The organism is Thermohalobaculum sp. (assembly GCF_058622915.1).
The window spans coordinates 14,056-35,165 of the sequence record NZ_JBZSYN010000091.1 but is presented as its reverse complement, the minus strand read 5'-3'; the positions used below and the strand labels follow the sequence as shown (position 1 = coordinate 35,165).

The 21,110-nt window shown below is 66.4% G+C and carries 17 protein-coding genes and 2 tRNA genes; 13 read left to right on the top strand and 6 right to left on the bottom strand.

Features of this window, described 5'->3' with window-relative positions:
* Positions 1–19: 19 nt before the first annotated feature.
* The 9 genes from AC32QD_RS07665 (at position 20) to AC32QD_RS07625 (ending at position 12,783) form a co-directional block, all read left to right on the top strand.
* The gene (locus tag AC32QD_RS07665) at positions 20–340 is read left to right on the top strand and encodes a sarcosine oxidase subunit delta (protein ID WP_492009934.1); all 321 of its coding nucleotides are present in this window, start codon (positions 20–22) and stop codon (positions 338–340) included.
* Positions 340–3,384, top strand: coding sequence for a sarcosine oxidase subunit alpha family protein (locus AC32QD_RS07660; protein WP_492009898.1), 3,045 nt, complete (start codon positions 340–342; stop codon positions 3,382–3,384). The genes AC32QD_RS07665 and AC32QD_RS07660 overlap by 1 nt, the downstream gene beginning before the upstream one ends.
* Positions 3,377–3,949, top strand: coding sequence for a sarcosine oxidase subunit gamma (locus AC32QD_RS07655; RefSeq protein ID WP_492009897.1), 573 nt, complete (start codon positions 3,377–3,379; stop codon positions 3,947–3,949). The genes AC32QD_RS07660 and AC32QD_RS07655 overlap by 8 nt, the downstream gene beginning before the upstream one ends.
* Before the next feature lie 289 nt (positions 3,950–4,238).
* Complete coding sequence (locus AC32QD_RS07650; RefSeq protein WP_492009896.1) at positions 4,239–5,438, top strand: RSP_2647 family RNA methyltransferase; 1,200 nt, start codon at positions 4,239–4,241, stop codon at positions 5,436–5,438.
* Positions 5,431–5,994: an RSP_2648 family PIN domain-containing protein gene (locus AC32QD_RS07645; protein ID WP_492009895.1), complete on the top strand. Its 564-nt coding sequence runs from the start codon at positions 5,431–5,433 to the stop codon at positions 5,992–5,994. Before AC32QD_RS07650 ends, AC32QD_RS07645 begins: the two co-directional genes overlap by 8 nt.
* A 64-nt stretch (positions 5,995–6,058) precedes the next feature.
* Complete coding sequence (locus AC32QD_RS07640) at positions 6,059–7,348, top strand: aspartate aminotransferase family protein (protein WP_492009894.1); 1,290 nt, start codon at positions 6,059–6,061, stop codon at positions 7,346–7,348.
* A gap of 665 nt (positions 7,349–8,013) precedes the next feature.
* Positions 8,014–9,948 (top strand): PrkA family serine protein kinase, encoded by a 1,935-nt coding sequence (locus AC32QD_RS07635; RefSeq protein WP_492009893.1) that lies wholly within the window; start codon positions 8,014–8,016, stop codon positions 9,946–9,948.
* A 26-nt stretch (positions 9,949–9,974) separates the two neighbouring features.
* Positions 9,975–11,291: a YeaH/YhbH family protein gene (locus tag AC32QD_RS07630; RefSeq protein WP_492009892.1), complete on the top strand. Its 1,317-nt coding sequence runs from the start codon at positions 9,975–9,977 to the stop codon at positions 11,289–11,291.
* Positions 11,284–12,783: a SpoVR family protein gene (locus AC32QD_RS07625; protein ID WP_492009891.1), complete on the top strand. Its 1,500-nt coding sequence runs from the start codon at positions 11,284–11,286 to the stop codon at positions 12,781–12,783. Before AC32QD_RS07630 ends, AC32QD_RS07625 begins: the two co-directional genes overlap by 8 nt.
* A gap of 102 nt (positions 12,784–12,885) precedes the next feature.
* On the opposite strand, the gene AC32QD_RS07620 is transcribed toward AC32QD_RS07625, so the two are convergent.
* Both AC32QD_RS07620 and AC32QD_RS07615 read right to left on the bottom strand, forming a co-directional pair.
* Positions 12,886–12,960: transfer RNA gene (locus AC32QD_RS07620), tRNA-Asn, on the bottom strand.
* Between the two features lie 79 nt (positions 12,961–13,039).
* A complete protein-coding gene (locus AC32QD_RS07615; protein WP_492009890.1) occupies positions 13,040–13,837 on the bottom strand; it encodes an IclR family transcriptional regulator in 798 nt (265 codons plus the stop codon).
* Positions 13,838–14,360: 523 nt separating this feature from the next.
* Here AC32QD_RS07615 and AC32QD_RS07610 point away from each other — a divergent pair.
* Positions 14,361–15,050, top strand: coding sequence for a Crp/Fnr family transcriptional regulator (locus AC32QD_RS07610; protein WP_492009889.1), 690 nt, complete (start codon positions 14,361–14,363; stop codon positions 15,048–15,050).
* A 188-nt stretch (positions 15,051–15,238) separates the two neighbouring features.
* On the opposite strand, the gene AC32QD_RS07605 is transcribed toward AC32QD_RS07610, so the two are convergent.
* A tRNA-Thr gene (locus AC32QD_RS07605) sits at positions 15,239–15,313 on the bottom strand.
* A 125-nt stretch (positions 15,314–15,438) separates the two neighbouring features.
* Between AC32QD_RS07605 and AC32QD_RS07600 the strand changes: the two genes are divergently transcribed.
* The 3 genes from AC32QD_RS07600 to AC32QD_RS07590 are packed head-to-tail and all read left to right on the top strand — an operon-like array spanning position 15,439 to position 17,384.
* Positions 15,439–15,606, top strand: a complete 168-nt coding sequence (locus AC32QD_RS07600; RefSeq protein ID WP_492009888.1) for a hypothetical protein — start codon at positions 15,439–15,441, stop codon at positions 15,604–15,606.
* A gap of 23 nt (positions 15,607–15,629) precedes the next feature.
* Positions 15,630–16,898: a UDP-N-acetylglucosamine 1-carboxyvinyltransferase gene (murA, locus tag AC32QD_RS07595; RefSeq protein WP_492009887.1), complete on the top strand. Its 1,269-nt coding sequence runs from the start codon at positions 15,630–15,632 to the stop codon at positions 16,896–16,898.
* A gap of 3 nt (positions 16,899–16,901) precedes the next feature.
* Positions 16,902–17,384, top strand: coding sequence for a DUF2948 family protein (locus tag AC32QD_RS07590; protein ID WP_492009886.1), 483 nt, complete (start codon positions 16,902–16,904; stop codon positions 17,382–17,384).
* Positions 17,385–17,425: 41 nt separating this feature from the next.
* Here the strand turns inward: AC32QD_RS07590 and AC32QD_RS07585 are convergent, their stop codons facing one another.
* From AC32QD_RS07585 to AC32QD_RS07575, 3 genes are all read right to left on the bottom strand, one after another.
* Positions 17,426–19,054: an ABC transporter ATP-binding protein gene (locus AC32QD_RS07585; RefSeq protein WP_492009885.1), complete on the bottom strand. Its 1,629-nt coding sequence runs from the start codon at positions 19,052–19,054 to the stop codon at positions 17,426–17,428.
* Positions 19,051–19,869: an ABC transporter permease gene (locus AC32QD_RS07580; RefSeq protein WP_492009933.1), complete on the bottom strand. Its 819-nt coding sequence runs from the start codon at positions 19,867–19,869 to the stop codon at positions 19,051–19,053. The genes AC32QD_RS07585 and AC32QD_RS07580 overlap by 4 nt, the downstream gene beginning before the upstream one ends.
* Before the next feature lie 259 nt (positions 19,870–20,128).
* Positions 20,129–21,088: an ABC transporter permease gene (locus tag AC32QD_RS07575; protein WP_492009884.1), complete on the bottom strand. Its 960-nt coding sequence runs from the start codon at positions 21,086–21,088 to the stop codon at positions 20,129–20,131.
* Positions 21,089–21,110: the final 22 nt, after the last annotated feature.

Sequence of the window (21,110 nt, the reverse complement as noted above, 5' to 3'; positions counted from 1 at the left end):
GTTGAGGGACCACCGGACCATGCTCTTGCTGACCTGTCCGAACTGCGGCGCCGAATGCGCCGAGACCGAGCTCGCCCCCGGCGGCGAGGCGCACCTGAAGCGCTTCGGCCCGGGCTCCTCGGACGAGGAGTTCACTGACTACCTGTTCGTGCGCAACAATCCGCGCGGCGTGCATTTCGAGCGCTGGCGCCACGCCTTCGGCTGCGGCAAGTGGTTCCACGCCGCCCGGGACACCACCACGCTCGAGGTCTTCGGCACCTACAGCGCCCAGACCACCGAGCCTCCCGGACACATCATCGACGCCATCAAGGCCCGCCGGCCGGACTGGGAGGGCTGGTGATGGCCCGCCGCCTCGACTCCGGCGGCCGCCTGATCGACCGCGCGAACCCCGTCAGCTTCACCTTCAATGGCGCGACCCTGCGCGGCTTCCACGGTGACACGCTGGCCGCGGCGCTGCTGGCCAACGATCGCGTGCTGCTGGGGCGCAGCTACAAGTACCACCGGCCCCGCGGCCTGATCGCCAGCGGCGCCGAGGAGCCGAACGCGCTTGTGGGCCTCGGCGAGGGCGCCCGCTTCGAGCCCGACACCCGCGCCACCACCGTCGAGCTCTTCCCCGGCCTCGTGGCGCGCTCGCAAAACCACTGGCCCAGCCTCGATTTCGACCTCGGCGCCGTGAATGCGCGCATCGGTGCGATGGCGCCGGTCTTTGCCGCGGGGTTCTACTACAAGACCTTCCTGTTCCCGCGCCTCGCCTGGAAGCACCTCTACGAGCCGGTCATCCGCCGTGCCGCCGGCCTCGGCGAGGCCCCGCGCCAACCCGACCCGGACAGCTACGAGCACTTCCATTTCCACTGCGACGTGCTGGTGGTCGGCGGCGGCATCGCCGGTCTCGCCGCGGCCCGCGCGGCGGGCGAGGCCGGAGCGCGCGTCCTCGTGGTCGAGCAGACCCCGCACTGGGGAGGCCGCGCCAACACCGAGACCGACATCGAGATCGCCGGCCAGCCGGCCGCCGACTGGGCCGATGCCCAGGTCCAGGCCCTCGCCGGCATGGAGAACGTCACGCTGCGCACCCGGGCGATGGCCTCGGGTCTCTACGACCACGGCTACGCCCTGGTCTACGAGCGCGTCGCTGACCACCGTCCCGGCCAGCCCGGCGCGCCGCGCCATCGCCTATGGCGCGTGCGCGCCAGGCGCATCGTCGTGGCCACCGGGGCGCTGGAGCGCCCGCTCACCTTCGCCAACAACGACCTGCCGGGCGTCATGCTGGCCGGCGCGGTGCGCGACTACATCCGCCTGTGGGGCGTGCTGCCCGGGCAGCGCGCCGTGGTCTACGCCAACAACGACGATGCCTACCGCACGGCCATCGCCCTCAACGAGGCCGGCGCGCGCGTCGCCGCCGTTCTCGACGTGCGCCAGGAGGCCGGAGGAGACCTGCCCGAGCAGGTGCGTAAGCTCCAGATCCCGGTGCGCACGGGCTACGGCATCGCCTGCGCCAAGGGCGCCAAGCGCGTCACCGGCGCCGAGATCGGACGCCTCACGTCCAGCGGCCAGATGGGCGGCACCGCCGAGAAGATCGACTGCGACCTCGTCGCCATGTCGGGCGGCTGGTCGCCGGTCGTGCACCTCTACTCGCATTGCGGCGGCAAGCTCGCCTGGGACGAGGCACAGATCATGTTCCGCCCTGCCCCAGAGCGCGGCGCGCCGACCGGCCCCGACGGCCAGGCCAACACCATCTGCGCCGGCGCGGCCAACGGCCACCTCGGCACGGCGGAGGCTCTGGAGGACGCCATGGCCACGGGCCGCAAGGCGGCCGAGGCCTCGGGCCACAGCGGCGCCGGCGGCGAGGCGCCTGGCGTCGCCGAGCCCCGGATGCAGCCGATCGCCGCCCACTGGTTCACCCCCGCGCGCGGCAAGTACGTCCACGGCACCAAGCACTTCGTCGATTTCCAGAACGACGTCACCGCCTCGGACGTGCGCCTCGCCGTGCGCGAGGGCTACGAGAGCGTCGAGCACACCAAGCGTTTCACCACGCTCGGCATGGCCAACGACCAGGGCAAGACCTCCAACATCAACGGCCTGGCCATCCTGGCCGACGAGCTGGGCGCGCCCATCCCCGAGGTCGGCACCACCACGTTCCGCCCGCCCTACACGCCGATCTCCTTCGGCGCCATCACCGGCGCGGCCAAGGGAAAGCTGTTCAAGGCGGTGCGCCGCTCGCCCATGCACGAATGGAACGCCGCCCATGGCGCCGACTTCGAGCCTGTGGGCGACTGGTACCGCCCCTACTGCTATCGCCGCCCGGGCGAGGATCGCCACGCCGCGGTCACGCGCGAGATCCGGAACGTACGGGACAAGGTCGGCATGCTCGACGCCTCGACGCTGGGCAAAATCGCGGTGAAAGGGGCCGATGCGGGCAAGTTCCTCGACCTCATCTATACCAACATGATGTCCACCCTGAAGGTGGGGCGCTGCCGCTACGGCCTGATGTGCAACGAGAACGGCTTCCTGTTCGACGACGGCGTCGTCGTGCGCATCGCCGAGGACGAGTTCCTGCTGCACACCACCTCGGGCGGCTCCGACCGCGTGCACGCGCATCTCGAGGAATGGCTGCAGACCGAGTGGTGGAATTTCAAGGCGTGCACCCTCAACGTCACCGAGCAGTGGGCGCAGGTCGCCGTGGTCGGCCCGAACGCCCGCAAGGTGCTCGAGACGGCCGGCACCGACATCGACGTCTCGGCCGAGGCCCTGCCCTTCATGTCCTTCGTCGAGGGCGAGGTCGCCGGCTGCCCGGTCCGCATTTATCGCATCTCGTTCTCGGGCGAGCTGAGCTACGAGCTGGCGACGCCGGCGAACCGCGGTCTCGCCCTGTGGGAGGCGCTGCTCAAGGCCGGCGAGGAGCACGGCGTCATGCCCTACGGCACCGAGGCGCTCCACGTCATGCGCGCCGAGAAGGGCTTCATCATGATCGGCGACGAGACCGACGGCACGGTGATCCCGCAGGACCTCGGCCTCGACTGGGCGATCTCGAAGAAGAAGGACGACTACATCGGCAAGCGGGCGCAGCAGCGCTCGGACCTGACCCGCCCCGACCGCCTCCAGCTCGTCGGCCTCGAGACCGAGGACCCTGCACAGGTGCTGCCCGACGGCAGCCACGCGGTCGACCAGGTCAAGCCAGCAGGCCAGAAGATGCGCACCATCGGCCATGTCACGTCCACCTACTTCTCGCCGACGATCGACCGCTCCATCGCCATGGCGCTGATCGAGCGTGGCCGCGAGCGCATGGGCGAGACGCTCAACTTCCCCGTCGGGGGGGACAAGGTGATCCGGGCGAAGATCGTCGAGCCGGTTTTCTTCGACAAGGAAGGGAGCCGCCAGAATGTCTGAGCCGCGCACCGCCCTGAACCGCGCCGACCTTTCGGCCGGCCACCTGATCCGGATCGAGGACCGGGGCCCCGTCGGCCAGGTCACGTTACGCGGCGACCTCGGCTCCGATTCCCTCAAGGGCGCGGTCAATGCCGCGCTCGGGCTCGATGTCCCCGCCCCATTGCATGCTGCGTTCGACGGCGAGAAGGGCGTCGTCTGGATGTCGCCCGATGAGCTCCTCCTGTTCACCGACTATGCCCAGGCGGACGAACTGGTCGAAGGTCTCGAGGCCGCGCTCTCGGGCGCGCACCACATGGCGATGAACGTCTCCGACGCCCGCGCAGTGATCGCGCTCAGGGGCGCGCGCGTGCCCGAGGTGCTGGCCAAGGGCGCCCCGATCGATCTGCGCCCGGCGGCCTTCCCTGTCGGCACGGCGCGGCGCACGCATCTGGGCGGCACAGCCGTGGCCTTCTGGCGCAAGGCCGAGGAGGAGTGGGAGATCGTCTGCTTCCGCTCCTTCGCCCGGCACCTGTTCGACTGGCTGGCCCAGACCTCGCGCGAGGGCAGCGAGGTCGGCGCCTTCTGAGGATCGCCCCGCGGCTCCATCTTGCCCCTGCGACCGGCAGCTTTGGTTGTGCGGGCAATGGAATCCCTGTCGGTGCATTAACCATATTCGGCGTGCACATTCGGATACTCGCAAAATCAATGACTTAGACGCTTGTGCAATGTGCACAGACCTCCGACGGCGCTGTTCCGCCTGCGCCAATGGCAGTTTCCGCCTGCACATGCGGTCCCGCGCCGGGTCAGCCCTTTCAAATTCACGGCGTTCGCGCTAGCAGACGGGCGACCGGCCCCGACCCTGCCCGAGCGCGCCCATGTCGACCACGCCCAGCGACCGCCCGACCGTGAAGCTGCGCCCCAACAAGGGCCGCCGGCTGGCCGAGGGCGCGCCCTGGGCCTTCGCCGACGAGATCGCCATGGACCGCCGCGCCCGGTCGCTCGAGCCCGGCAGCCTGGTCCGGCTGGTGCAGGGCGAGCGGCCCCTCGGCCTCGCCGCCTTCAACCCGCAAAGCACCATCGCCGCCCGCCTGGTCGACCCCGACCCGGGGGCCACAGTCGACGAGGCCTGGTTCCTCGCCCGCATCCGCCGCGCCCTGGCGCTGCGCGAGCGGCTCTTCGATGCCCCCTTCTATCGCCTGGTCCATGCCGAGGGTGACGGCCTCCCTGCCCTCGTCGTCGACCGCTACGGCGACACGCTGGTGATGCAGCCGAACGCAGCCTGGATCGAGCGCCTGCTCGAGCCGCTCTCCCCAGCCCTGATCGCGGCGACCGGTGCGGGTAGCCTCGTCGTCAACGCCACCTCCCGGGTGCGTCAGCTCGAGGGGCTCGACGAGTATCACGCGGTCAGCCGCGGCACGGTCGAGGGCCCCATCCCGGTCAAGCTGAACGGCGCCACCTATCTCGCCGACGTGACGCAGGGCCAGAAGACCGGCCTGTTCTACGACCAGCGGCCGAACCATGCCTTCGCCGCCCGCATCGCCCGGGGCGCGCGGCTGCTCGACGTGTTCTGCCACGTCGGCGGCTTCTCGCTCGCCGCGCTGGCCGCCGGTGCCGCAAGTGCGCTGGCCGTCGACAGCTCCGCCCCGGCCCTGGCACTGGCCGAGGACGGCGCCCGGCTGACCGGCGTGGCCGACCGTCTCGAGACCCGTCGCGCCGATGCCTTCGACGCGCTCAAGACCTTGGCCGCGGAGGGCGCACGCTTCGACCTGGTGATCTGCGACCCGCCCGCCTTCGCGCCCCACAAGGGGGCGCTGGCCAACGGCCTGCGCGCCTACGAGCGGCTTGCCCGGCTCGCCGCCGCCCTGGTGGCCCCCGGCGGGTGGCTGACCCTGTGCTCGTGCTCGCACGCCGCCGATCCCGAGAGCTTTCACCGCGCCAACGCCCACGGCCTCGCGAAAGCCGGCCGCGCTGCGGCGCTGGTGCATTCCGGCCGCGCCGGCCCCGACCATCCCAGCCACGTGGCCCTGCCTGAGACCAGCTACCTCAAGGCGCTGTTCTATCGCCTCGATGGCTGAGCAGATCGTCTTCCTCGACGCCTGCGTCCTCTATCCGCCTCTCGTGCGCGGCATCATCCTCGGCGTCGCGGCGGCCGGCCTGATCGCGCCCCGCTGGTCCCCGCGCGTCCTCGCGGAGTGGCGCATCGCGGCCGCCAGAAATGGCGGCGTCGAGGCCGAGGACCGCGTGGACGCGGCCCTCGCCCGCATGCAGGCGCGCTTTCCCCTCGCCCAGGTGAAACCTGAGCCGGGCGCCGAGTTGGCTCACGACCTGCCCGACCCCGCCGATGCCCACGTGCTCGCGGCGGCGATCGCCTCGGGGACGGAAATACTTCTGACCTTCAACCTGCGCGACTTCCCTGCCCGCCAACTGGCCAGGCACGGCGTCACGCCACGTCATCCCGACGGATTTCTTTGGCAGCTTTTCAGCCAGGACCCGGCGCGTGTGGGAGCAGCCATCGTGGAGGCGGCTTCGGCAATTGGTGCGGAGGGCGCCGATGCCGTCCGCCGCGTGCTCAAACGCGCCCATTTGCCGCGTCTCGCCAAGGCATGGCGCACGCGGTGCGCCGGAGATTGACATTGCGCTTGCCTGTTTGCAGGGATCATTCTCGCACAGACAGCTTCAAACGCAGGGGTCACGAATGTCCATGAGAGCGCAGTCCGAAAACGAGCGCGACCTGATCGACCGGGCGGCACAGGTCCTTCCCGCGGGCTCGTTCGGCAACTTCAAGGGCGATATCGTGATCGCCCGCGGCAAGGGCGGGAGAGTCTGGGACGAGAGTGGAAACGAGTATGTCGACTTCCTGCTCGGCTCCGGCCCGATGCTGGTCGGCCACGCCCACCCGGAGGTGCAGGCCGCCGTCGAGGAGCAGCTTCCCAGGGGCACGACCTTCTTCGCCAACAATGCCCTGGGCATCCGTCTGGCCGAGATGATCTGCGAGGCCGTCGCCTGCGCCGAGAAGGTGCGCTTCGTCTCGAGCGGGACCGAAGCCGACATGTACGCCATGCGCCTCGCACGCGCGCATAGAAAGCGCGACAAGATCCTCAAGTTCGAGGGCGGCTACCACGGCATGAGCGACTCCTCGCTCATGAGCCTCGCGCCGAAGCGGCTTGCGAACTTCCCGCAACCGGTTCCGGATTCCGCGGGTCTTACCGCAGCGGCCCGCGACGATGTGCTGATTGCCCCATTCAACGACGCCGACTTCGCCCGCCAGATCCTGGCCGAATACGCGGACGAGCTTGCCGGCGTGATCGTCGAGCCCTTCCAGCGCCTGATCCCGCCCGAGCCCAGCTTCCTCGAGACTTTGCGCCAGGAGACCCGCCGACACGGGATTCCCCTCATCTTCGACGAGGTGGTAACGGGATTCCGCTTCGCCTATGGCGGCGCGCAGGAGGTCTATGGCATCACCCCGGACCTGTGCACGCTGGGCAAGGTCATCGGCGGCGGCTTCCCGCTCGCCGCCGTCGCCGGCAGCGACGAGATCATGGCCCATTTCGACAAGGAACGCGCCGGGGACGACTTCACTTTCCAGGTCGGAACGCTCAGCGGCAACCCGATCGCCGCGGCGGCCGGGATCGCGACCCTGCAGATCCTGCGCAGGCCAGGCACCTATGAGCGGATCGCCGCTACCGGCCGGTCGATCATGCAGGCCCTCGAGGAATCGCTCCGCGGAGCTGGCGTCCCGGCGCGGGTCGTCGGCCACCCCGTCCTTTTCGACGTGGTCTTCGCCGACCGCCCCGTTCGCAGCTACCGCGACGTGCTCGCAGCCGATGCGGCGATGCTGAACCGCTTCAATGCCGAGCTCCGTGAGCATGGAATCCTCAAGGGCGAGAGCAAGTTCTACATCTCGCTCGCCCATGACGACGAGGACGTCGCACATACCCGCTCGGCCATCGCGGCGGCGGCCGACTCGCTACGCATCAAGGCGTGACGCGTCGCCGTCGACTGCCCGAGGCAAGGAAGTTGCCGCATTGAGTTACAGAACGTTTGCCAATTCGACCCGTCGCCTTTATCATTTTTGCGTGAGGCACCGATACTTCGGCAAGAATCAGTCCAAGGGCAGAATCGAGAGGAACGGGGACACGCAGAGCCCTGCAAGAAGGCAGAAACGCAGGCGTCACCCTGTCGCGATTGAGATGAGCGCGTGAGCGGTCCGACCACCGCGGTGGCGGGGTAACCCAGAAGGTTTCACGGTCCGCTCTCACGGAAACGCCGAAGAGTTGGGTGCCGGGGGGCTGGTCGCACAGGGCGACCTGTCAGGGGTGGATGCGTTGCTGCAAAATGTGATCGACACCGAGCGACGGAACAGAGCCGACGCTGGCGTTGTATCGGGTGTGAACGCGACGAGCCAACCTCTTTCCCGCAAGGTCAGCCCGACGCGCCGGAACTCGAAGGGTCCGGCAGCGTCGTCTCGCTGTCCGGAGTTTTCGCGCCACGAGGCAGAACTGGCAAAAATGCGCGGGACTCACGGAAAAATTTATATTTTTCAGGATAGCGAAGCCAGAGCACGGACCCCATCTAAAGGGAGTCCGCAATGGGAGGAACGTAGGACATGGAGGGGAGAGTCGAGCTGATCTGAGCAGAGAGGGTCGGAATATGGAGGTCTTCACCCGGTTCGCGGAATCCTATGACCGCACCAAGGTCGAAGAGATGTCACTGCAGGATTACCTGCTCGGGTGCCGCGAGGACCCGATCATGCGTGCAACGGCGGCCGAGCGTATGGTGGCCGCGATCGGCGAGCCGGAGTTGATCGACACCAGCCAGGATCAGCGTCTCGGCCGCATCTATCTCAACCGCACGATCAAGGTCTACAAGCCCTTCCGAGATCTTTTCGGCATCGAGGAGACGGTCGAGCGCATCGTCGGATTTTTCCGCCACGCCAGTCAGGGGCTGGAGGAGCGCAAGCAGATTCTCTATCTGCTCGGCCCCGTCGGCGGCGGCAAGTCCACCATCGCTGAGATTCTCAAGGTGCTGATGGAGAAGGAGCCCATCTACGTCCTGAAGGCGGGCGACCAGATCAGCCCCATCTTCGAATCGCCGCTTGGCCTGTTCGACCGCGAGCGAATGGGCGACTTGCTGGAGTCGAAGTACAACATTCCGAAGCGCCTGCTCACCGGCTTCATTTCCCCCTGGGCGGTCAAGCGCCTGCAGGACTTCGAGGGCGACATCACGAAGTTTTCGGTGGCCAAGCTTTACCCGTCGAAACTCCGTCAGGTGTGCGTGGCCAAGACCGAGCCTGGCGACGAGAACAACCAGGATGTCTCGACCCTGGTCGGTAAGGTCGATATCCGCAAGCTCGAGCATTTCGGCCAGAACGATCCCGACGCCTACAGCTACTCGGGCGCCCTCAATCGCACCACGCAGGGGCTGATGGAGTTCGTGGAAATGTTCAAGGCGCCGATCAAGGTGCTGCACCCCCTGCTCACGGCCACGCAGGAAGGATCCTATGTGGGCACGGAGAATGTTGGCGCCTTCCCGTATCAGGGCATCATCATCGCCCACTCGAACGAGGCGGAGTGGCAGCAGTTCAAGAACAACAAGAACAACGAGGCGTTCCTCGACCGCATCAGCGTGGTCAAGGTGCCGTACTGCCTGCGCGCCACCGAGGAAGGCCACATCTACGACAAGCTGCTGAGGGAAAGCACGCTCGGCAGCGCGCCTTGTGCCCCCGAGACGCTGGACATTCTTGCCCGCTTCAGCGTTCTCACGCGTCTGCGCGAGCACGAGAACTCACCCCTCTACTCGAAGATGCGGGTCTATGACGGCGAGTCGCTGAAGGACACCGACCCCAAGGCCCGCTCGGTTCAGGAGTACCGCGACGCCGCCGGCGTCGACGAGGGCATGACAGGCATCTCCACCCGCTTCGCCTTCAAGGTCCTGGCCGAGACGTTCAACCACGACACCGAGGAGGTGGCGGCCGACCCGGTCCACCTCATGTACGTGCTCGAACAGAAGGTCAAGCGCGAGCAATTTCCCGAAGATGTCGAGAGCAAGTATCTCGACTTCATCAAGAACGAGCTGGCCCCGCGCTACGCCGAGTTCATCGGCCACGAGATCCAGAAGGCCTATCTCGAATCCTACACGGACTACGGCCAAAACCTGTTCGATCGATACATCGCCTATGCCGATGCCTGGATCGAGGACCAGGACTACAAGGACCCCGACACCGGGCAGATGTTCGACCGCGAGGTTCTCGAGCAGGAACTGTCGAAGATCGAGAAGCCGGCCGGGATTTCCAACCCGAAGGACTTCCGCAACGAGGTGGTCAAGTTCGTTCTGCGCGCGCGTGCCGAGAACAAGGGCAACAATCCCGACTGGCGCAAGTACGAAAAGCTCCGTCGCGTGATCGAGAAGCGCATGTTCAGCCAGGTGGAGGACCTGCTGCCGGTCATCAGCTTCGGCGCCAAGCGCGACAAGGAGACCGAGGCCAAGCACAACGAGTTCATCGACCGCATGGTCGAGCGCGGCTACACGCGCCGCCAGGTGCGCCGCCTCGTGGAGTGGTACATGCGCGTGAACAAGGCAGGCTGAGACAAAGAAAGGAAGGCCCGGGCAGGATGGTTCATCTGATCGACCGGCGGCTGAACCCGAAGGATAAGAGCCTGGGCAACAGGCGCCGCTTCGTCAGACGCGTCCGGGATGCCGTCAAGGAGGCGGTGGACGAGAGCGTCCACCGCCGCGGCATCGCCGATGTCGACCGCGAGAAGAAGGTCTCGGTCCCGTCGGACGGCATTTCCGAACCCAGCTTCCGGCCTTCCCCTGAAGGCGGCCGACGCGAGAGAGTCTTCACCGGAAACAAGAGCTTCCAGGCCGGCGACCGCATCCAGAAGCCAAAGCACGGCGGCGGCGCCGGCGGCCGTCAGGGCGCGCGCGATGGCGAAGGCGAAGACGACTTTCTTTTCGTGCTCTCGCGCGACGAGTTCCTCGACATTTTCTTCGAGGACCTGGAGCTGCCCGACCTCGTGAAGCGCAGTCTCAGGGAAATTCGCTCGTTCAAGCCCAGGCGGGCGGGCTATTCGGTCACCGGCGCACCAGCGAACATCAACGTGCGCCGCACCATGCGCAACGCGCTTGGCCGCCGGATCGCGCTGAAGCGGCCAAAGAGCGAGGAGATGCACGAGCTTCGTGCACGAATCTTCGCCCTCGAGACGATGTCCGAGCCGACCGAGGCGCAGCGCGCCGAGCTCGCCAGCCTGCGCACCGCCCTCGAGGGCGCGCTGCGCCGCCAGAAGGCGATTCCCTACATCGACCCGCTCGACGTGCGCTACAACTACTTCCAGCAGCAGCCCGAGCCGACCTCGAATGCGGTGATGTTCTGCCTGATGGACGTCTCCGCCTCCATGGGCGAGCGCGAGAAGGACCTCGCCAAGCGCTTCTTCGTTCTGCTCCATCTGTTTCTGAAGCGCCGCTATGACCGCATAGACCTAGTCTTTGTGCGTCACACCCACAATGCCCGCGAGGTGGACGAGGAGACCTTCTTCCACTCGCGCGAGACCGGGGGCACCGTGGTCAGCACGGCGCTCAGAGAGATGAAGAAGATCATCGACGCCCGCTACCCGGCCTCCGAGTGGAACATCTACGCGGCCCAGGCCTCCGACGGCGAGAACTACAGCGGCGACTCCGCCAACTGTGCCGCGCTACTCAATGGCGAGCTGATGCGGCTCTGCCAGTACTTCGCCTATATCGAGATCGTCGACGAGAACGAGGCGCCGCTGCTATCGAGCGAGGCCAACGGCATGGAGCTGTGGCGCGCCTATCGCAAGGTCGCCGCCGGCTGGCCGAATTTCGCCATGAAACGCATCGCGCGGCCCGCCGACATATACCCGGTGTTCCGCGAGCTGTTCTCCCGCAAGCCCGAGGCCGCCCATGTCTAACGCCCTGCGCAAGGCCCGGCCACTTTTCGAAGGAGCGGACTGGAACTTCGATACGATCCGCCGGACCTACGACGCGATCGAGCGGGTGGCGCTCGAGGATCTCGGCCTCGAAGTCTACACCAACCAGATCGAGATGATCTCGTCCGAGCAGATGCTCGATGCCTATTCGTCCATCGGAATGCCGCTAATGTACCGGCATTGGTCGTTCGGCAAGCACTTCCTCTACCACGAGCGGCTGTATCGCAAGGGGGCGCAGGGACTGGCCTACGAGATCGTCATCAACTCGAATCCCTGCATCAGCTACTGTCTCGAGGACAATTCGATGGCGCTGCAGGCGTTGGTGATCGCCCACGCCGCTTTCGGCCACAACCACTTTTTCAAGAACAACCATCTGTTCCGCCAGTGGAGCGACGCCGACGGCATTCTCGACTACCTCGAGTTCGCCCGACGGTATATCGCCCGCTGCGAGGAGCGGTACGGCGCGTCAGAAGTCGAGCGTGTGCTCGATGCGGCCCACGCGCTGATGTCCTCGAGTGTCTTCCGCAACCGCCGGCCGACGCGCCTGTCGCTGCGCGACGAGCAGCGGCGCGCCCGCGAGCGCCGCGCCGAGCGGGAGCGCAGCGCGCATTACCTCTATGACGTGTTCGAGGCCACCCGCCGATCGCCCGAAGGCGACCAGGAGGCGCGTGAACGCCGGCGCGAGATGAAGCTGCCGGAGGAGAACCTCCTCTATTTTCTCGAAAAGCACAGCCCGATCCTCAAGACCTGGCAAAGAGAGATCCTCCGGATCGTCCGGATCATCGGACAGTACTTCTACCCGCAGCGCCAGACCAAGGTGATGAACGAGGGCTGCGCCTGCTTCGTGCATTTCTATATCGTCAATGCGTTACACAAGCAGGGCCTGCTGAGCGACGGGGCCATGCTGGAGATCCTGCACAACCACACCAACGTGATCACCCAGCCCGATTTCGACGATCCCCGCTTCAGCGGCATCAATCCTTATGCCCTGGGCTTCGCGATGATGCAGGACATCCGCCGTATATCGGAGGAGCCGACCGAGGAGGATCGCGACTGGTTTCCCGAATACGCAGGCTCGGGCGACTGGCGCACGGTGCTGAAGGAGGCCTGGGCCAACTATCGGGACGAAAGCTTCGTGCAGCAGTTCCTCAGCCCGGAAGCGATGCGGCGCTTTCGCATGTTCACCCTCACCGATGAGGAGGACGACTCCTATTTCACGGTCAGCGGCATTCACGACGAGCGCGGCTATCGCTTGGTCAGGGACGTCCTGGCCGAGAGCTACGACGTCTCGGTCACGGACCCCGACATCCAGATCGTCGACGTCGACATGCTCGGAGACCGCCGGCTCGAGTTGCGCCATGTGCGGCGCCAAGGCGTGCCTCTCGACCCGGACGCACGCGAGGCCGTCCTGGACCAGATGCGCAAGCTGTGGGGCTACGAGGTTGTCATCGCTGAGGCCGATCTCGAGCCCTGATCCGCAGACATGCAACGATACAGATCCGCTCGACCTGTTCGGGCCTCTCGCCCGCGCTTTCGCAATGACTCCTGAACCTGCCGAGCAGTTGCTCGATCTTGTTGGCTCCGGCGGTAGGATTCGAACCTACGACCAACGGATTAACAGTCCGCTGCTCTACCGCTGAGCTACGCCGGATCACCACCCCGAAATCGGGTGTCAGGGCGTATAACAAAGCCCGGTTGCGCCGTCCAGCCCGTCGAGCGCGGAGAGCGGCTCATGCGCCCGCAGTCGGGGCGGATCCGCCGAAATCTCTCGTTGCTTCAAGTGCCGCCTGAGTTGTCATGCGGCCGAGCGCCGGCAATCGTTCGACGGGAATTCGTGCGCTGGGGCCCGAAACCGACACGGCTGCCACGGCCCAGCCGAATTCGCCGAACACAGGCGCCGCGACACAACGCAGGCCCAAGGCGTGCTCTTCATCATCGACGGCAAAACCGCGCCCAACTGTCGCGTCGAGGTCGCGCCTCAGCCGTTCGATATCGGTGATCGTTCGCTGGGTTTCCCGGGTGAGCTTCAACTCCTGAATCACGCGCTCCCGCTCGCCCGGCTCCATGTATGCAAGCAGCGCCTTGCCCGCCCCGGACGAATGCATGGAGACGCGCCCCCCCACGCCGGTAATCGCCCGCATGGCATGGCGGGACTCGATCTGGCCGACGCAGACCGCCTCGCCATCGCTCGCGACAAACAGGTTCGCGGTCTCGCCCGACATCTCCATCAGGCGCCGCAGATACGGCCGCGCCACGGTCAGCTTGTCGCGGTTGCGCGCAAACGCGCTGCCCACGAAGAATGCCGCCACGCCGATTCGCCACACCCCGGCCTGTGAATCGGGTCGAACGAACCGCTCGGCTTCAAGGGTCGTGAGAAGACGGTGCGTCGTGGATGGCGGCAGCCCCGAGACCTCCGACAGATCCGTCAGGGAAAGGCCGTCCCCGCTCTGCGCGAGGTGCTGCAAGAGAGAGAGCGCACGAGTCAGCGATCGTACCTGGCCGGTCGATTTCGCCTTGGCCTCTGCCACCCGAATCTCCGCTGAATGGAATCCGCTTCCGCAGGAAGCCTAGCCGATCCCTGTCACAAGCAAAAGTCTCTGCGCTGCCGCGTTGGTGGAACGCATTTCTAAAGTTTAAATCGAAGGCTCACAGCCCGGCGATGCAGAATCCACAGCTGCCTTTACGCTTTCTTTACCGTGATCCCCTATTCATCGCACCACTCCTTGCCGAGGCGGAATTTGCGGCGGCCCCCCCCTTCTCACCATCCGCCCAGATATCGGTCGGTTGGGAGCAGTTCCAGTACCCATTTGCGGGTATGTCCGCCCCAGCCTCGGCTGGGGCGGATATTATCAGCCGAGCCTTCGCTTACCATCAGCGAGACGGCGCTGGACCGAACGGCGCCGCCGTGAATTCGTCAGCGGAATTCAACCGCATTGCCGGTTCCAGGGCCACAAATTCTCCTCCGCGCTATCGAGAATGCGTCCCGAGCGATAATGTAAGCGGCCAGACAGTGGCGGCTTGTTGGCTCGATCCTGTGCGCGGAGGCAAGAAATGTCCGAGGAAGGCAAAGGCGGGACAATCCTGGATATCCTAGATCGCCTCTCCCCGGAGGACCGGGCGGTCGTGGAGTCGCATTTCACCTATGCCAACTACCGTGAAGGGCAGCCGATCATCTCGCACCAGGAGCAGGACCGGGACGTATTCTTCGTTCTAGAGGGACGTCTGCGCGCCACGCTCTACTCCGACACGGGGCGCGCGGTCGACTACAGCGATGCGGCGCCCGGAGATGTCGTTGGCGAACTGGCCGCGATCGATGGGGCGCCGCGCTCGGCCACGGTCGAGGCCCTGACCCCGGTAAGGCTCGCCCGGCTCTCCGAAGCGGCGTTCCGCGAGCTGATCGAGACCCATCCGGCATTCACCTCGGCGCTCCTCCAGCACCTGACAGCCCAGATCAGAAAGCTGACCGAGCGCGTTTTCGAGCTGACCACGCTGCCCATGCGCCATCGGCTGCTGCGCGAACTGCTACGCCTGGGGACCGCGGCCGGCATAGAACGTGGCCAGGCAGTGATCCGCCCCGCCCCGACCCATTTCGAGCTTGCCTCGCGCATTGGCGCGCATCGGGAGGCCGTCTCGCGCGAGATGAGTGCGCTCCATAAGGCCGGGCTTGTGGACAAGCGCGGCGGTGTGCTGGTGCTGCGAGAGCCGGAGACGCTGCGCGGCCTGATGCGGGCAGAAGAGTGACCGCTCCCCCATTCGCCGGCCCGACAAAGCACGCGCCGGGGCCGCCGGAGGCATCGTCCGCCCAATGCTTGGGACAACACCGCAATGCCGAGGCAAGCTGACACGGGTATTTGCCCGAAAACCGCGTGCCACGGAATTGCCACCCGCCGCGCAGAGGGCGAATATCCATTCTCTTTTCTCGGGTTATGTGGTGCTGCCGGTCAGGATTGAACTGACGACCTCTCCCTTACCAAGGGAGTGCTCTACCACTGAGCTACGGCAGCGCCAGAAGCCGTGCCGAACGGTTGCGGCGCGGCGCCGAGAGATAACCGATCGTTTCCGGAATGCAAGGGTATTCGAGGTGCATATTCTGGACTGCGGGCGCCCGGATCATTACATCGGGCGAACCATGGGCAAGAATGATGGCCGGTCCGGCTCGCAGCACGACGACAAGGCCGCGCGCCTCGCCGAGGCGCTGCGCCAGAACCTGCGCCGCCGGAAGGCCCAGGCACGGGCGCGGGCCGAGCGGGACGGCGGCGCAAAGCGCAGCCCGGCACGCGAGTGCGACGAGAACTGAACCGGAGAGGGCGCGGGCGGCAAATGGACAAGATCGCGATTCAGGGCGGCCGGCCGCTCAACGGTGAGATCGAGGTATCAGGCTCGAAGAACGCTTGCCTCACCTTGATGCCGGCGGCGCTGCTGACGAACCAGCCGCTGACGCTGACCAACGCCCCCCGGCTCGCCGACATCCGTACCATGGCCGACTTGCTCACCTCGCTGGGGTGCGAGTTCGCCAGCCTCTCCCAGGGCCGCGTCCTGGCGCTGAACGCCGGGGCAATCACCAGCCAAACGGCGCATTACGACATCGTACGCAAGATGCGGGCCTCGATCCTCGTGCTCGGGCCGATGCTGGCGCGCGAGGGGCATGCGCGCGTTTCGCTGCCTGGCGGTTGCGCCATCGGCGCCCGCCCCGTCGACCTGCACCTGATGGGGCTCGAAAAGCTGGGCGCCCGGCTCGACCTGGTCGACGGCTATGTCGAGGCCAGCGCCCCGAACAGGCTGACCGGCGCCGAGATCGAGTTTCCCCTGGTCTCGGTGGGGGCCACGGAAAACGTGTTGATGGCGGCAACCCTGGCGAAGGGGACCAGCACCATCCGCAACGCCGCCCGCGAACCGGAGATCATCGACCTCGCCCGCTGTCTCACGGCGATGGGCGCACGCATCGACGGCGCGGGCACGCCTGAGATCACCGTCGAGGGAGTGGACAGTCTCGGTGGCACGACTCACCGCGTGCTGGCCGACCGGGTGGAGCTTGGCACCTACATGATCGCCCCCGCCATTGCGGGCGGCGAGATCACGCTGAAGGGAGGGCGCCGCGACCTCATCGGCGCCCTGATCGAGAAGCTGGAGGAAGCGGACATCGCCGTGGAGGACGCCGAGGGCGGTCTGCGCGTGCGGCGCCGCAACGGAGTTATCCGTCCGCTGAGCCTGGGCACGGAACCCTATCCAGGGTTCCCCACCGACCTCCAGGCGCAAATGATGGCCTTGCTGACCCTGGCCACCGGCGATAGCAAGATCGAGGAGCACATATTCGAGAACCGCTTCATGCATGTGCCCGAACTCGCCCGCATGGGCGCGCATATCGAGGTGCATGGCGGAACCGCCCATGTCCACGGCGTCGAGGCGCTGCGCGGCGCACCGGTCATGGCAACCGACCTGCGCGCCTCGGTGGGCCTTGTCCTGGCGGGACTTGCCGCCGAGGGCGAGACGGTGATCAGCCGGGTCTACCACCTCGACCGGGGATACGAGCGGATCGAGGAAAAGCTCGGGGCCTGCGGCGCTCGGATCGAGCGTATCAGGGAGGCTTGAGACATGACAGACGCCCGCTTCGAGGACGCCAACTACTCCGAACGCCCCCTCAGGCTGCGCGCCGAAAGCGAGGAGGACCTGGCGGTGATCTCGAGCCTGGTGCAGGACGCCGTCGGCAAGGCCGCCGAGGTCCACTGGCTGCCGAAGAAGCGCCGCCTGGTGGTGCTTCTGAATCGCTTCCGCTGGGAAAACCACATCGGAGACCCGTCGGGCCCGTCCGCCTGCGAGCGCGTCCGAACCGCGCTCAGCGTCGAAGGTGCGCTCAAGGTGCGCGCCCGCGGCCTCGACCCCCGCGACGGGGAACAGGTGTTCGAACTGCTCGCCCTGCTGTTCCGGCAAGGCGACGGCCCCTCCGGCAAGCTCACGCTGACCATGGCCGGCGATGCTGAGGTGGCCGTGGATGTCGAGTGCCTCGAGCTGTCGCTGACCGATCTCAGCCAGCCTTGGGCCGCCAAGGCGCAGACGGTGCCTATGCACCGAGGCTGAGGCCCGCCACCCAGACGAGCCGCCCCTTCGCAAGATCGGCTTCAGTGCCCGGCGGAGACCATGCGCCGCTCCTCGAGCGCGCGCTCGAGCCAGCCGAGCTCCATCTCGGGCACCGACTTGAGCAGCAGATCGGTGTAGTCGTCGAAAGGCGGGCTCAGAACTTTCGACTTGGGGCCGAAACGCACGACCTTGCCCTGGTACATGACCGCGATGGAGTCCGCGATGGCGCGGACCGTGGCGATGTCGTGGGTGATGAACACGTAGGTGACGCCGGTTTCCTTCTGCAGGTTCATCAGCAGCTTCAGCACGCCCTCGGCCACCAGCGGATCGAGCGCCGAGGTCGGCTCGTCGCAGATCACCAGACGGGGCTCGGCGGCCAGCGCGCGGGCGACGCAGACACGTTGCTTCTGGCCGCCCGACAGCTCGGCCGGATAGCGATCGATGAATCCCTTTCCCATCTCGATCTGATCGAGCAGCTCCATCACGCGCTTGCGCCGTTCCCGGCCGCGCAGGCCGAAATAGAACCGCAGCGGCCGGCCTATGATCTGCTCGACCGTCTGGCGCGGATTCATCGCTGTGTCGGGCATCTGATAGATCATCTGGACCTGCCGAAGCTGCTCCTTCGAGCGCTGCGGCAGAGCCGGAGGCAACGCCTCGCCCTCGAACAGCACGCGACCGGACGTCGGCGGCAGCAGACCGGTGATCACCCGCGCTGTTGTCGATTTGCCCGAGCCGGACTCTCCGACCACCGCCAGCGTCTGGCCGGGTGGCACGTGCATCGACACGTCATAGAGCACTGGCACTTGCCCGTATGAGGCGCTGATCCGCTCGAGCCGGAGCAGCGCCTGTTCCTGATTTTCGGCCTCGGGCTTGACGTCGGAGCGGATCGAGAGGAGCTGCCGGGTGTAATCCTCGCCCGGCTCCTCGATGATCTGCTGCACCGAGCCGTACTCCACGGTCTCGCCATAGCGCAGCACCATGATTTGGTCCGAGATCTGGGCGACCACGGCAAGGTCGTGGGTGATGTAGATCGCGCCCACGCCGGTTTCCTCGATGGCGTGCTTGATGGCTGCCAACACGTCGAGCTGGGTCGTGACGTCCAAGGCCGTCGTCGGCTCGTCGAAGACGATCAGGTCAGGCTTCGGACAGAGCGCCATCGCAGTCATCGCCCGCTGCAGCTGGCCCCCTGAGACCTGGTGCGGGAAGCGATTGCCGAAATTATCCGGGTCGGGAAGCCCAAGCACGCCAAACAGGTACCGCGCGCGCTCCATCGCCTCGGCCCGGCCCATGATGCCTTGGCGCACGGCGGCCTCGATCACCTGGTCTCCCAGCCGGTGCGCCGGATTGAAGCCGGCGGCGGCCGACTGCGCCACATAGCACACGCGCCGCCCGCGCGTATCACGGATGCCCTCGCGGCTCAGCTTGAGGATGTCGTCGCCGTCGAGTCGCACCTCGCCCCCGGTGATGCGTACACCCGAGCGGCCATAGGCCAGGGCGGCCAGGCCAATGGTGGACTTGCCGGCTCCGGACTCGCCGATCAGACCGATCACCTTGCCTTTCTCGAGATCGAAGCTCACCCCCTTGACGATATCGATGTCGAAGGGATCGTCGCCCGGCGGGTAGACGGTCGCCTCGATCCACAGGTCGCGCACCTCCAGCAGCTTGCTCATGCGCCCCGACCTCCTCTCAGGCTCGACGTTCGGCGCAGCAGCCAGTCGACCACCATGTTGACGCTGACGGCCATGAGCGCGATGGCCCCGCCCGGATAGAGCGCCGCCGGCACCAGGAAGATGATTCCGTCCTTGTTGTCCTTGACCATGCCGCCCCAGTCAGCGGCCGGCGGCTGGATCCCCAGGCCAAGGAACGACAGCGTCGAGAGGAACAGGACCGCGAAGGTCAGACGCAGCCCAAACTCCGCGATCAGCGGGGTCAGGACGTTCGGCAGGACCTCGCGCACGATGATCCAGCTCCAGCGTTCGCCGCGCAGGCGGGCGGCCTCGACGAAGTCCTGCACGACGATATCCATGGCCACGGCGCGGCCCAGCCGGAAGACCCGGGTCTGGTCGATGATCGCCATCACGGCCACCAGAACGAACACATTCTGCGGCAGTGCCGCCAGCACGACGAGGGCGAAGATCAGCGTCGGAATCGCCATCAGCATGTCTTCAAGCCGGCTGGAGATCTGGTCGAACCAGCCGCCCACGGTCGCTGCCGTGAAGCTCAGGAACATGCCGATCGAAAAGGCTGTGACGCTCGCGGCCAGCGCCACCGCGATCGTCGTTTGTGCGCCGTAGATCAGCCGCGAAAGCATGTCGCGCCCCAGGTTGTCGGTGCCCAGCAGAAACTGGGCGCTGGGCGCCTGCCACACATCGCCGACGATCTGGCGCTCGCCATAGGGCGCGACAAAATTCGCGAAGATCGCCAGGAACAGGATCACGACGACGACGAACATGCCGAAGGAGGCGGTCAGGGGCGCCGTCCTCATGAACCGTGCAGCATTGGTTGGGAGCACGGTCACCATCAGGGTCCGGAACAGGAAGCCCAGCAGCGCCGCCCCAGCGAATGCGGCGAGAATGACCGCGAGGCCGACAATCGCCGGGCGTCCCCAGATCGCCTCCGTCGCCGCCGAGATCACCAGCAGCACCACGAGTGCCACGAACCCGTCGCGGTGGCGCCAATGGCGGGTCAGGCCGGCCCCGATGAGCAGCACGACAAAATAGGCGGGAACAAAAGCCGCCATGGCGCTATCTCGGATGCAGCAGCCGCGGGTTGGCGAGGATCGCACCAACGTCGGCCAGCATGTTGAGGACAATGTAGACGGCGGCGAAGACCACGCCGCAGGCCTGCACAACCGGCATGTCGCGCACGGTCACCGCGTCGACGAAGTACTGTCCCATGCCGGGATAGGCATAGATCACCTCGACCACGACGACGCCGACCACCAGATAGGCGAGATTCAGCGCGACCACGTTGATGATGGGCGCGATGGCATTCGGCGCCGCGTGCTTGCGGATGATGCGCATGGGCTTGAGGCCCTTCAGCTCGGCCGTCTCGATATAGGCCGACTCCATGATGTTGATGATGGCGGCACGCGTCATCCGCATCATGTGAGCCAGGACCACCACGACCAGGGTCGCCGCCGGCAGTGCAACAAGTTGCACGTTCGCCCACGACCAGACCGGCTGGGTCGGGATGATCGGCGGTCCCGAGCCGATGCCGACCTGCAGCGCGAAGAAGAAGATGAACAGATAGCCGATGAAGAACTCCGGCATCGAGATCGCGGCAAGCGAGAGGATGTTGATCAGCCGGTCCGGCAGCCGCTCGCGAAAGAACACCGCCAGCATTCCGAGCCCCACCGAGATCGGCACCGCGAAACAGGCCGCGACGGTGGCCAGGAACAGCGTGTTGTTGAACCGGGTGAACAGCTGCTCGTTGACGCTCGAGTGGTTCGCCCAGCTTCGTCCAAAGTCGCCGTGCAGCACCCCGCCCAGCCACTGAAAATAGCGCACCAGCAAGGGTCGGTTGAGGCCCAGCTCCTGCCGGATGTTGGCCACCGCTTCCGGCGTGGCGCTCTGCCCCAGGAAGTTGCGTGCGAAGTCGCCGGGCAGCAGCGCGACCCCGATGAACAGCAGCGCCGAGATCGCCAGAATCAACAGAAATCCGATGAGTATCCGCTGCAACACCAGCCGCAGCGCCGGATTCATCCGATATTTTCCTGAAGCCATG